The sequence below is a fragment of the Blautia sp. AF17-9LB genome, assembly GCF_003479185.1.
Lineage (GTDB): Bacteria > Bacillota > Clostridia > Lachnospirales > Lachnospiraceae > Fusicatenibacter > Fusicatenibacter saccharivorans.
Map to the genome: position 1 here is coordinate 38,909 of NZ_QUGU01000020.1, position 12,747 is coordinate 51,655.

The window sequence follows — 12,747 nt, forward strand, 5'->3', positions numbered from 1 at the left end:
AACACGATGACAAAAGAAGAACTGGCGCTTGCCGTCATTGAACGTTTGAAACAAGAATATCCTGACGCCGACTGTACGCTTGACTATGACCAGGCGTGGAAGCTGCTCGTCAGTGTCCGCCTGGCCGCACAGTGCACCGATGCGCGGGTCAATGTTGTGGTGGAGGATCTCTACGCAAAGTATCCTGATATCGATGCGCTGGCAAACGCGACACCGGAGGAAATCGAGGAAATTGTGCGGCCGTGCGGTCTTGGAAAGAGCAAAGCACGCGACATCAACGCCTGCATGCGCATGCTGCGCGACGAGTACCACAGCCAGGTGCCGGATGACTTTAACGCACTTTTGAAGCTCCCGGGCGTGGGACGGAAAAGTGCGAACCTGATTATGGGCGATGTATTCAAAAAGCCTGCGATTGTGACGGATACGCACTGCATCCGGCTGTGCAACCGCATCGGGCTCGTGCATGACTGCAAGGATCCGAAGAAGGTGGAGATGGCACTCTGGAAAATTGTGCCGCCGGAAGAAGGAAGCTCGCTCTGCCACCGGTTTGTGGAGCACGGACGCGAGGTCTGTACTGCGCGGACGACACCGCACTGTGAACGGTGTGTGCTCGCGGATCTCTGTGAAAAGAACGGCGTAGAAAAATAGCATTTTTCTATGCGTTTCCATGCGAAAAAGGCTTTTGCATACCGGACAGATTTTTCTGATTCTGTCCCGGCTGCAAAAGCCTTTTTGTTTCTATTTTTTATACGACCGAAAGAAGTCCGTCAGCGCTTTCAGCGTTTTCCCGAGCACCTGCACTTCCTCTTCTCCGAGTTCCGCCATCACGGCATCCGTCATCTGCTCGTGGAATTTTGCGTGATGATGGAATGCCTGCCGTCCCTTTCCGGTCAGGTGGATGTAGACGATCCGGCGGTCCTTCTCGCTGCGCTCCCGCTCGGTGTAGCCTTTTTTCACCAGACTGTTCATCGACGTTGTCAGCGATCCGACCGTGATGTCGAGCTTTGCCGCGATCGATGACATATTGCCGCCCTCCAGGCCGACGGCTTCTATGATGTGCATATCGTTGTTCGTCAGATCCTTGAAATCCTCGGTGATGATCGCCTCTTCTTCCAGTTTTTGTATCTCGTGAAACAGATGGACCAGTGTCTCATTGATGATTTCTCTGTTATCCACTCCTCTTCCCCTTTCCGTCTGTTCTGTCCCTTCTGAACAGGGTTCCGCTCTTTCTGTCTGTATTGTATCAAAAAAGTTCCGGACAAACAATACCAAAAACTGCCTGGGAAACGGCGGATCGCTCCGTGCCGTTTCCCAGGCAGTTCTGTTATGTTTGATTCAATTACATCTGCCCTTTTTTCTTTAACCGTGCAAAGCAGATCATGAAAAAGCAGATGCCGTATACGGTTGTGATCGGGGTGGACATGCCGACGAAGGTCAGGTTCGTATTCGGCAGGTGTGAGAAGAACAGCGCCAGCGGAATACGGATCAGGCAGGCGGAGGTGATTCCCTGGATCATAACCGGGATGCTGATGCCGCGGCCGTTGAAGTATCCGATGCTGCTGAACAGCACACAGGTCAGAATACATTCCGGTGCGAAACCGCGCAGGTAAGCGGCGCTCTGCTCTATAACGGCCGGATCGCTCGTGAAGATTCTGGAGATGACACTTCCACCGAAGAAACCGATGCAGAAAATCACAACTCCAAGAGAGCAGCCCGTTGCGATTGCGGTGAGGAAGCCCTTCCACGCGCGGTCTTTCTTTCCGGCTCCGGTGTTCTGTGCCACGAATGCTGACACAGACTGCATCACAGAGGACGGGATCAGCATGATGAATGAGGTCAGCTTCTGCGCCACACCGTATCCGGCGGACGGCATAAGGCCCATGCCGTTGATGATCGAGTTGATCACAAGGAAGGAAATCTGTACGGTCGTCTCCTGCAGCGCGATCGGCACACCGACGTTCAGGACTTTCTTCAGCTCGTCATGGTCGATGCGGCAGTCTTCTTTTTTGAATTCAATCGGCAGATTGCCTTTTTTCAACACACCCATGGAGGCGATGACAGAAATCAGCTGCGCCAGAACCGTCGCAAGCGCTGCTCCCGCAACGTCCAGTTTCAGCACACCGACGAAGAACAGATCTCCGGCAATATTGGCTGCGCAGGCGATGCCGACGAATAAAAGCGGCAGATTTGCATTACCGATTCCGCGAAGCACGCTGCTGATGACGTTGTACGCGATGATGATCAGAATACCGCCGGAACAGATCCGCAGGTAGAGGACGGTTTTGTCAAAAGACTCCGCCGGGACCTGTAAAATATTGGCGATCGGGCCTGCGAACAGCTCCAGAATCACCGTCATGACGACACCGATGATGGCGAACAGAACAATCGAGGTTCCCACGGTTTTGCCGGCCTTATCCGGCTTGCCCTCGCCGATGTGCTGGCCGATCATAACGGTCGAACCCATCGCAAGGCTGGTGATGATAAGTGTTACCATCTGCATGAAGTTGCTTCCGGTTCCGACAGCGGAAATACTCGACGCATCGCCGAACCAGCCGACCACGAGAAGGTCGACCGCACCGTAAGCCGCCTGCAGAATCAGCGCGCCGAGCACCGGCAGCGCAAAGCGGATCAGGGACTGGAAAATCGGTCCCTCTACAAACGATACTTCTTTCTTATTTTCTTTTGCCATTGTTTTTCACTCCTTTTATTCCCGGCATCGTTTCCTGCATCCGTGTGATTGCATGCACAAATTCGTCCACCACCGCGTCGTCCAGATCTGGCAGGCGGGATGCCCATTCCCCGTGAAAGTGCGTCACGCGGAGTTCCACAAACTCTTTTCCCTCTTCGGTCAGTGTCAGGTTGATCACGCGCTTATCTTTTTCATCCGCCTGTTTCACGAGAAGATTTCTCTCCTCCAGTTCCTGCACCAGCTTGGTGATGCTCGGCAGCGTTGTGTTCATATAGCTGCTGATGTCGCTGACGCGGCAGAAGCCCTGCTTTTTCTGAATCTCACTCACCGCATCCAGCACATGCACCTGCCGCGGCTTCATACCGTCCGGCAGGTCCGGGAGCTTCTCGATCAGACGCTTTGCATCAAAACACGCATCCAGGAACTGCTTTAATTTTTCCTGTGTCATGGAAAAGGTTCCTTTCTGTTTAAAAATTAGTTATCTTTAGTAATTACTTTTGATAAGTATAGCAGGAAATGAAAAAATGTCAAGAGGGAACTGATGCTAAAAAAGAGCTGATTGAAAGTTCTGGCAATGCCAGATTCTTTCATCAGCTGTGTTTCATCCATTTCCCCTGACAATAATCCGTGAACAGCCTCAAGACTGGCATCAAATGATTTTTGAGCAGAATATCGGATATAAACAGAATTATTATTAATTTCATCTTCCAGTCCAGGTACATCTTCCATCATGTTTGGAACATCTACATTTAATGAAATTACACCCTTTCCATCTGCGATCAATGTTTGTCCTTCTTTTGAAATCATACACTCCAGGACATCGAATGCCAGGTCCAGTTTTTCCTGATCTTTTTCCAGTTCTTTGTTAAATGCAATATTCAGAGAAGGGGTCATATTTATAAAAGCTTCATCCGAAATCTGTGAAAAAAACGGTATACGAGTTAATTCTGCATCCATCTGTTCCTGAAATTCCTGCATAAGTGCCGGATAACCATGAAACATTGCTGCTTTTCCCTCAAGGAACATCTGCGTTGCAGTATTAATATCGACGCTGATATCATCACTTGTAAAATGTGAGTCCTTCAAAAATGTATTGGTTTCTGAAAAAATACGTTTCCATAACGCATCATCAAACGCGATATCCCCTGATGCACTTTCAGCTGAGCTTCTCCATTCGATTCCATCCAGACTCATGAATTCCCCAATTGCACCTGTCTGAATCACCTCATGAGCAGACCAGTCTTCTGCAAGATCCAGGGAATACGGTTTTATACCATTATCATAAAATTGCTGGCATGCCTGTACATATTCCTTATAGTTTTTCGGTATCTTGATTCCATACTGTTCAAACAATGTCTTGTTGGCAATAATCGTCTGCGGTATACCGCAGATAGGAAGCCACTGAATCTCATTTTTTGAATTTTTATAATATTGCAATGCATAGGAGTAATACCTGGAAACCACGTCATAAGAAGCAAAATCCATTAGATATGGCTCCAGATCCTGTGCATCTTTTCCAGAAAATCGACGTACGGTTATGATATCCGGCAGTTCACCATGTTCCTCAAAATAGCTATATAAATCGGTATCATTGTTACCGGTAATAAACTCAATATCCTGATCTGGAAACTGCTCATGGATATAGGGTACAATATTTTTCATTAAACGATTTTCCCACAGATACACGGTAAGGTGATCGTCATTTTTAGATACTGCTTTTTGAGATTGTCCACAGCCAGACAAAACAGTAATTGCTAAAAGCACACCTGACAGTAATGCTATCAGACATTGTTTTGCCTTTTTCATCCTCGTATTTTCCTCATTCTTTCCTGATAAAATCATTAATTCAATAATTGGGAAACAATTACAGCCAGTTTTCCAGAACATCATTCAGCTTATTCATATCCAGCGGTTTCGCGATATGTCCATTCATGCCTGTATTTTTTGCCAGCTGTACATCTTCTGCAAAAGCATTTGCTGTCATGGCAACAATCGGTAGTTTTCCCTGTTCACCCGGAAGGCTCCTGATTGCTGCGGTTGCCTCATAACCATTCATGACAGGCATTTGGATATCCATAAAAATAAGGTCATACAAGCCTTTCGGTGAAGCTTCTACTTTTTCAACTGCAATTTTTCCATTTTCTGCCGTTTCCACTTCCGCCCCTGTCATCTGCAGAATTTCAACAGCAATTTCTCTGTTTAACTCATTATCCTCGACCAGCAGAATTCTTTTTCCTGTGTAATCTGCTTCAGACAGCTCATCCAGATAATTTCTTGCTGTTTTTTCTTTTCTGCCAGAAGTAAACTGCCGCAATGTAGCCGTCAAACGGGAACGGAACAGCGGTTTTGCAATAAAAGCATCTACGCCTGCAGCCTTTGCTTCTTCTTCGATCTCGCTGAATTCATAAGATGTCAGTACAATAATGGTAATCTCTTTCCCTATCCGTTTCCGGATCTGTCTGGCTGTTTCAATTCCGTCCATATCCGGCATTTTCCAATCTAAAATAACAGCAAAGTAATCATTTTTTAGCTCATGATGTGCATAACAGCGCTCAACGGCTTCTCTGCCGGAGAGAACCCATTCGCCTGTAATCCCAATCTCCTTCAATGTGGCAACTGTACTTTCACAGCATGTCTTATCATCATCCACAACCAGAACAGGTAGATTCATCAGATTTCTGTCCTGTTCTTTTTCTTTTTCCTGAAGTTCCAGATAAATTGTTACTGTAATTTTAGTTCCCTTATGTAAGGTGCTTTCCACTTTAATATTACCATTCATCAGGTTCACAATATTTCTGCTGATTGCCATTCCCAGACCTGTTCCCTGGACTCTGGTTGTCCGATGGTCATCTGCGCGGCTGAAAGGATCAAACATGATTTTCTGGAATTCCGGTGACATACCGATCCCATTATCCTCAATCGTAAATTCATAGCATCCAAGTTCCGAAAATCCATTTGGCTTTTCCTCTATGGAAAAAGTAATATTCCCGCCATCCGGTGTATACTTGACCGCATTACTCATCAGATTCACAAATACCTGCTGGATTCTCAGGCTGTCACCACAGACACTCTCATGTTCAATGTGATTAATGTGTATATCTAAATTGTGTTTATGTTCATCAATCACCGGTTTTGTGAGTGTTATAAGATTATCCACCAGATCTGGCAGATTGAAATCCTCCTGTGCCAGCGTCATTTTTCCACTTTCAATACGTGCCATATCCAGCACTTCATTAATCAGTCCCAGCAGATGACGGCTTGATTTTGTAATTTTGCTGAGACATTCAATGACTCTGTCCTGGCTCTCAATATTTGCTCCTGCAATTGCTGTCAGGCCGACAATGGCATTCATCGGTGTCCGGATATCGTGTGACATATTGGAAAGGAATTCTGTTTTCGCACGGTTTGCATTTTCTGCAGACCGGTAAGCCTCTTTCAGTGCCTGACGGGATTCAATCTCTGCTTTCTTCTCCTGTGTCACATCCATGGATGCCAGCAATACCTTTTCCAGCTTTCCATTCTTCCATTCCAAAGGAATATAAGAAGCGATCTTATAAGTCTTTTCATCCAGGCTGCAGTACTCAAACTTATAAATATCATTTTCACTTTTCAGATTCTTCCGGATATTTTCCGGTGCGATCAGGATGTCCATAGTTTCCAATGGTTCCAGTGTCTTATACTTTTCAAGAACCTGCATCTGAAAATCATGATAGAATCCCAAAGGTTTATATAGCATCTGTCCATTCAGGTTATAGAATTCATATCTGTCATTTTCCAGATCACAGACAACAAAGCGGTCAACCAGACGCACAATACTCTGAATCAGCTGCTCCATGGAAGCATTATCCGCTGCCATCTGCAGATGCCGTGCGCTCTCTACCTTTGTCTCTGTGATATCACGCAGAAAGATCATGGCATATTCTGAATCCTCTATTTCGCCACGTATGACCACATTGCGGACCCATCGTTCTTCTCCATTCAGAGTGATACGGCACTCTAAAGCCAATTCGGTTTCCAGACCCTTCAGCCTTTCTGCAATATAACCACGGTCGTAAAAAGAGGATACCGCCTTCTTATCTGTCTCCACAACATAGGAATCCACAAAATGACGGATCAGTTCATCCCATGTATGACTCTGTTCAAAGACTGTCATCAGGGACGGTTCAACCTTAAAGGTATCAAAAGTATTCGCTTCCAGATTTACATAATACTCACACAGGTCTGCTTTCGTAAAAGCCCGGTGGAAAGCAGCAGATTTTTGTGCCTGCATGGCCTCTTTTTTTTCCGCATCAATATTAATAAAAATCCCGGCAATCCTGCTGGCAGAACCATCCAGACGGCGTATTACTTCTGCCGATGCCCGAAACCACTGGTATTGATTATCCTTCATTCTCATACGATACTCTACCTGGTATTTTATCTGGTTCGTCTTATCCTTAATTGCCGCCTGAAGCTGCACCATTACTCTTTCTTTATCCTGTGGATGCAGAAGATCTGACCAGGATTCCAGTTTATTCGGAAAGTCCAGAGTGTCATGATAGCCAAGCATTTTTCGGAATTCATGACTCCAGTTTGCATTCACAATCTCACTGTTTTCGTCACAGTCAAAATACCAGAAGCCGGAACAGATAGCCTCATTGAGCAGTGTCAAATTTACATGATCCCAGTTGACCTGTACGGACATAACCCAGATCTGTCTGCCCGCCTCATCTGTCGCATCCTCTTTACAAAGCCGTACATTTTTCACTGTACCGTCTGCTGTAAGGATCTGTGCTTCCCCTGTTCCGTGAAGCTGCAAAAAACGGTCTCGCTCCAGTCTATCTTCCTCGTCATAAAAGAAGTTTCTCAATGAGCCTTTTGTCTGTTCCATGAAAGTATCGAATGTATATCCTGTACTATGCAACAGCAGATTATTCACAGACAAAATAGACAGGTTTTGGTCATAAGATCCTGTCATTATACCTACCCCGCCATTATTTTCCAGTGTTTTCTGTACGGCCTGTGACATAGCCTGTGTCTGTCCCGTTACAGCCTCACCTAAAGAATATATTTTGTCTTCATACTTTTCCATTTTATAAAAATCCTCTCTCTGTTTTATACTTCATTATCCTGCTTTTATCTGTATACAGAGAACCTGTCCCTGCCAGTTTTACATTTACGTTATAATATCCTACAAAACGTGAAAAACAGGTATACGGATTTGAGAAGTTGCAACCACTACACACAATATTCACACAAAATTCTCTTTATGTTTTCAATTTTTATAGGCTTTGCCAAGTGAGCATTCATTCCTGCTGCCAGACACTTACTCCGATCGTTCCTGCTGTAAAACGGTATCTGAGGCTTTTTTTATTTATCTGATTTTTTTCTGTTTCCATGGAACTTCTGAACGCTCACCTCCTGGTATCATTACAAATATACATAAAAACTCATTTTTATATTACCATGAAATTTTTTACTTTGCAATGCACATACCTTTTCAGACGCTGCTTTTCTTGTTTCCTTTTTCAAAAAATTGCAACCAAAGGGGCGCACCTGAAAATTTCTTTTCAAATGCGCCCCTTCGCTTTCTTTTTTTCTTTTTTTCTGTCAGATCAATCCGTAATGCTCCATCGCCTTTGCCACGCCGTCCCGCTCGACGGTATCGGTTACGTACTCTGTGTACGGATCCAGAATCTCATCATGTTTTCCAAGCGCAATGGTGTGTGCGCCGCACCGGAACATGGTAAGGTCGTTGCTGCTGTCGCCAAATACGTATGCATCTTCTTTCTCCAGCTGAAACTGTTTCAGCGCATAGTCCACAGCTGTTCCTTTGCTGCAGCCGTGCGGAACGATTTCGTATACACCGCCGCGGCGATCCATGATATCAAACTCCTGCTCAAATTCACGGTACATACGTTCTATATCAGACTGTGCATCGGTTACGATACAAAATTTATCGTAAATGATTCCTTTTGTCTCCGCTGTCTCCGCGAGTCCGATTCCGACAGCTGCGAAATAGGCACGGGTCTGCTCGACCTCCCGAAAACGGGATACCTCCGACGAAAAATAAACATTATCCGTTCCCTCCAGAATCATGCCGATCCTGCACTCCTTTAAAATAACCGGGATTTCCTCACAGCGCTTTTTCGGAATCGTCTGATGCATCAGGATTTCGCCGTCCCGGCGCAGATAGGTCCCGCAGCCGCACAGAAATCCGGAAAACGGAAGCTTTTTCAGCTCCTCGGGCAGCTCCGACCAGGTGCGGCCGGTATTAATAAACGTAAGATTTCCTTTTTCCGCTGTCTTTTTCAATGCATCGAGCGCGCTCTGCGGAATTTCTTTTGTAATCTCACTCAGTAACGTTCCATCAATATCAAAAAATAATGCTTTCACAAAAATTTCCTCCTCGTGTACTGTTTCCTGTTCTCTTTCTGACATACGAAAAAATGCCGAAGCTCTTGATTGTCAAGGCTTTCGGCATTTTCATTCCAGTCGAAGCGACGGGATTCGAACCCACGACCTCTGCGTCCCGAACGCAGCGCTCTACCAAACTGAGCCACGCTTCGATTTTATTTGTTTTCTGAACTCTCGTCCTTCAACAATAGCTATTATATATGATGTCTATAGGAATGTCAACACCTTTTTTGAATTTTTTTTAATTTTTTTTATTATTGCTTCAAAAGGTACATTTTACACAGGTTTGCGGCCTTTTTGGTGTTATTTTAGAATGACAGTTTCTGAGAAAGTCAAAAAAAGAGATATGCCGGAAGTTCTGTTCCGGCATATCTCTTATCTTTGTTTCTCAGCTCAGCTGATATACATCTGCATACTGCACGCCGAAGCTCAGCGCCTCGGAATGGCTGCTGCAGAAGATGTCTACGTGGCCGTAAGCGGTTCCGCGGTCTTCTACCGTGTAAACCTGGCCGTTGATCATCAGTTTCGTTCCGAATGGTACACCGCCCATGGCGATCGTTCTTCCTGCGGTCGGTGTGGTTCCGCTCGCGGTGGATCCGCCGGACCACTGTCCGGTACAGATGGAACAGGAGCAATAGCCTGTCAGTTTAAATCTTCCAAGGTATGTTCCGCTGGAGGAGCTGCTGGAAGTATCTGACGCGGATGGACTCCCCGTTGTCGTGGAGGATGCGCTGCTGTCCGAAGAACTGCTTCCGGAGCTGCTGCTTGTATCGGTATCTGCTTTCGCTGCGGCATTTGCTGCTTCTGCGGCTGCGACTCTTGCGGCCTCGGCTGCCTGTTTTCTGGCGGCCTCAGCCTCAGCTTCTGCGGCAGCCTGCTGTGCGGCGGCTGCTGCGGCTGCTTCCTCTTCTGCTTTCTTCTGCGCTGCAATCTCCTCTTCTTTCGCCTGACGGATCAGGTCATTGATTGCATCTGCTTTGCTGTTGATTTCATCTACCAGTGCACTCTCGCTGGATTTTGCATCGTCCAGCTCTGCGGAGTAGGTACGGAGTTCCTGATAAGCTGCTGCGTACAGCTCCTGAATGGCTTCCTGCTGATCGCTGCTCTGCTGCTGCAGTTCTACGATCGCTGCCTGCTCTTCCTGCACCTGTGTTTCTTTTTCTTTTACCTGGTCTACCGTGTCCTCATACTCCTGCATAAGATCGCGGTCGAAATCGGAAATTTTCTGTATGTATTCTGCCCGGCTGATCAGCTCTGAAATGCTTTTGGAAGAAAAGAGCATTGCCATGTATCCGTTTCCGGAGGAATTTTCATACATATACTGGATACGGAGCTTCATCGCCTCGTACTGCTCTTCTTCTTTTGCTTTTGCATCTTCCAGATCTGCCTGAATCTGTACCAGTTCGTTCTGCTTCGCATCATACTGATCCTGAAGCTCCTGCAGACGGTTCTGCAGATCGTCCAGCTGCTGGTTCAGTTCGGAAAGATATTCTTCTGATTGTCCCTTTTTGGAATTGAGTTCGTCAATCCTGCTCTGTATGCTGTCAAGCTGAGACTGTGCGGCAGCCTGTTCTGCCTGAGCATTTGAAATTTTCTCCTTTGTACTGGCACCATAGCATGGCAGAACGGTTGCTGCCGTAAGCACTGTGGCCAAAACCAGGCTGAATAATTTCTTTTTTTTCATGTCGTACACCTCATACTTATTACGTTCTGTTGCTGATTGTCACTCCAAGTTACTGCGGAAAATGGGCCTTTTTTCCCGCCGTACTTTGCCATTATAACACAAGTATGTCTGAAATGAAAGTCTTTTTTAATTTCTGTTAATAACTTTGTAATATTTCGACGTTTTTCCTGCAAAAACTGGCATGATTTTTCTACTTTCTCCATCCAACAGGGTACTTATTTTTCAAGGTTCCATTGACCAGTTTGCCCCATCCAAGGCCGAATCCATCGACGCAGACCAGCTTCCAGCCCGACGGCGATGCGGTCTCTCCCGGCTCTACGGAAATTGTCTCACCGTGGAGATATTTTTCGGTACGCTCGTCATCTGCCTTTAAATTCATGTAATCTTTGAACTTGTCCGCGGAGAGTGTCACGGCAAACGGCTGTGACGGCTCGAAACGGTCTTTTTTCAGTTCACCGAGATACAGACCGTTCCGCAGGAAATGAAGATTCCGCACGCCATCCGGCAGGGACGGGGAATGGTATACTTTTCCGGCGCGGACTTCCAGTTCCTCCACCGGGATCGGTGCTGTCATCCGGGACAGGAAATCGGAAAGGATCTGTTTTTCTGCTTTCGACGGACCCGGTGCTTCCGTTCCGCGGTCTTTTTTCCGGTTTTTCTGTTTTTTGTTTTTCTTTTCGATCGGTTTTTCTTCTGTCTCATAAGGAATGGCTTCGCCTTTTTTGCGGAACAGGGCAAGGTAATGGCCCTCGCCGTTCATTTTATGCGGCCAGATGCGCACGGTCTTTTCGATCTCCGGATCGCCGTTTCCCCAGACTGGATTGCCTTTTGAAAAACCTTCGTAGCCTTCCATCTCGATCAGTTCCATTTCCGGGAAGTTTTCCAGAAGGAAAGAAACGGTTCCCTCGTCCTCCTGCGGGGCGAAGGTACACGTCGAATACATCATGAGGCCGCCCGGACGCAGCATTTTGACAGCATCCGAGGTGATCTCGCGCTGCAGATCCGCAAAGAAATCCGGCCTCTCCGGGGTCCAGGTGCCGATGACTGCCTCGTCTTTCCGGAACATGCCCTCGCCGGAGCACGGTGCATCCACGAGGATTTTATCGAAGAAGCCCGGGAAGACGTCTGCAAGGCCTGCCGGTGTCTCATTGGTGACAAGCACGTTTTCACTTCCGAACAGCTCCAGATTGCGCAGCAGTGCTTTGGCGCGGGCGTTGCTGATGTCATTGGCGACGAGAAGGCCGGTTCCTTTCAGGCGCGCATTCAGCTCGGTTGCCTTGCCGCCCGGTGCGGCGCAGAGATCGAGCACACGCTCACCCGGTTCGATCGGGAGGCGGGACGCCGGGGTCATGGCGCTTGGCTCCTGCAGATAGAAGACGCCTGCCGCATACAGCGGAGACTGGCCCATGCGCATGCCGTCCGGCACGAAATAGCCGTTTGGAATCCACGGAATTTTCTTCCACGTTCCCGGAACAAGCGGCGGGAAATCTTCGGTCCGGCATTTTTTTGTATTCACACGCAGCCCGGCTGTGCGGGGTGCGTCGTAGGAAGTTAAAAATGCATCAAATTCATCGCCCAGCATGTCCTGCATGCGGGTCAGAAATTCCTGTGGTAACTGCGCCATGTATTGTCTCTCCTTTTTATTTTGCTTTGTTGTGCATCGGTCCCTTTTCGTGAACTGGCGATGCTTTTTCTGTCTTTGTTTCTTTTGTTTTGCATCTATTTCATAATTTCTCACAGAAAAAGAGACAGCTTTTTCGATTTTTCAATCTTTTTGCTGTCTCTTTTTTGCATAGCGGAGAAGAAGGGATTTGAACCCTTGCGCCGTTTCCGACCTACTGGTGTTCGAAGCCAGACCCTTCAGCCTCTTGGGTACTTCTCCGTATTTTGTCAAATACATCATATATTATAGTGCTTTTTTCGGGATTCGTCAATGATTTTTTCGATGGTTTCCGATGGAAATACGGGGATTGTATTT

Annotated in this window: 9 protein-coding genes and 2 tRNA genes; 1 reads left to right on the forward strand and 10 read right to left on the reverse strand. The window is 46.9% G+C overall.

From position 1 onward, the window contains the following. The first annotated feature begins 6 nt into the window (after nt 1–6). Nucleotides 7–648 carry an endonuclease III domain-containing protein gene (locus DWX00_RS17040; RefSeq protein ID WP_118595852.1) on the forward strand — a complete coding sequence of 214 codons (642 nt, stop codon included), beginning with the start codon at nt 7–9 and terminating at the stop codon, nt 646–648. Nucleotides 649–738: 90 nt separating this feature from the next. On the opposite strand, the gene DWX00_RS17045 is transcribed toward DWX00_RS17040, so the two are convergent. The 10 genes from DWX00_RS17045 to DWX00_RS17095 form a co-directional block, all read right to left on the reverse strand. Next, the gene (locus DWX00_RS17045; RefSeq protein WP_022463033.1) at nt 739–1,176 is read right to left on the reverse strand and encodes a MarR family winged helix-turn-helix transcriptional regulator; all 438 of its coding nucleotides are present in this window, start codon (nt 1,174–1,176) and stop codon (nt 739–741) included. Between the two features lie 163 nt (nt 1,177–1,339). Then, the gene (locus DWX00_RS17050; RefSeq protein WP_055228315.1) at nt 1,340–2,689 is read right to left on the reverse strand and encodes an MATE family efflux transporter; all 1,350 of its coding nucleotides are present in this window, start codon (nt 2,687–2,689) and stop codon (nt 1,340–1,342) included. Further along, nucleotides 2,673–3,137, reverse strand: a complete 465-nt coding sequence (locus tag DWX00_RS17055; protein WP_118595853.1) for a MarR family winged helix-turn-helix transcriptional regulator — start codon at nt 3,135–3,137, stop codon at nt 2,673–2,675. Before DWX00_RS17055 ends, DWX00_RS17050 begins: the two co-directional genes overlap by 17 nt. 26 nt (nt 3,138–3,163) lie before the next feature. Continuing rightward, the gene (locus tag DWX00_RS17060) at nt 3,164–4,495 is read right to left on the reverse strand and encodes an ABC transporter substrate-binding protein (protein WP_243038047.1); all 1,332 of its coding nucleotides are present in this window, start codon (nt 4,493–4,495) and stop codon (nt 3,164–3,166) included. Nucleotides 4,496–4,553: 58 nt separating this feature from the next. Continuing rightward, nucleotides 4,554–7,760, reverse strand: coding sequence for a response regulator (locus DWX00_RS17065; RefSeq protein WP_118595854.1), 3,207 nt, complete (start codon nt 7,758–7,760; stop codon nt 4,554–4,556). Nucleotides 7,761–8,278: 518 nt separating this feature from the next. Next, nucleotides 8,279–9,064 (reverse strand): Cof-type HAD-IIB family hydrolase, encoded by a 786-nt coding sequence (locus DWX00_RS17075; RefSeq protein WP_242857168.1) that lies wholly within the window; start codon nt 9,062–9,064, stop codon nt 8,279–8,281. Nucleotides 9,065–9,163: 99 nt separating this feature from the next. Beyond that, a tRNA-Pro gene (locus DWX00_RS17080) sits at nt 9,164–9,237 on the reverse strand. Between the two features lie 236 nt (nt 9,238–9,473). Beyond that, nucleotides 9,474–10,769, reverse strand: a complete 1,296-nt coding sequence (locus tag DWX00_RS17085; RefSeq protein WP_117761688.1) for a PcsB-like coiled-coil domain-containing protein — start codon at nt 10,767–10,769, stop codon at nt 9,474–9,476. A gap of 190 nt (nt 10,770–10,959) precedes the next feature. Beyond that, nucleotides 10,960–12,393, reverse strand: coding sequence for an RsmF rRNA methyltransferase first C-terminal domain-containing protein (locus tag DWX00_RS17090; protein ID WP_118595855.1), 1,434 nt, complete (start codon nt 12,391–12,393; stop codon nt 10,960–10,962). Between the two features lie 172 nt (nt 12,394–12,565). Beyond that, nucleotides 12,566–12,651, reverse strand: a tRNA-Ser gene (locus DWX00_RS17095). Between the last annotated feature and the right edge of the window lie 96 nt (nt 12,652–12,747).

Bases quoted from the DNA above. Each gene is read 5' to 3' on its own strand.
- DWX00_RS17085 (WP_117761688.1), bottom strand. From the start codon at position 10,769: ATGAAAAAAAAGAAATTATTCAGCCTGGTTTTGGCCACAGTGCTTACG.
- DWX00_RS17040 (WP_118595852.1), top strand. From the start codon at position 7: ATGACAAAAGAAGAACTGGCGCTTGCCGTCATTGAACGTTTGAAACAA.
- DWX00_RS17090 (WP_118595855.1), bottom strand. From the start codon at position 12,393: ATGGCGCAGTTACCACAGGAATTTCTGACCCGCATGCAGGACATGCTG.
- DWX00_RS17055 (WP_118595853.1), bottom strand. From the start codon at position 3,137: ATGACACAGGAAAAATTAAAGCAGTTCCTGGATGCGTGTTTTGATGCA.
- DWX00_RS17065 (WP_118595854.1), bottom strand. From the start codon at position 7,760: ATGGAAAAGTATGAAGACAAAATATATTCTTTAGGTGAGGCTGTAACG.
- DWX00_RS17060 (WP_243038047.1), bottom strand. From the start codon at position 4,495: ATGAAAAAGGCAAAACAATGTCTGATAGCATTACTGTCAGGTGTGCTT.
- DWX00_RS17050 (WP_055228315.1), bottom strand. From the start codon at position 2,689: ATGGCAAAAGAAAATAAGAAAGAAGTATCGTTTGTAGAGGGACCGATT.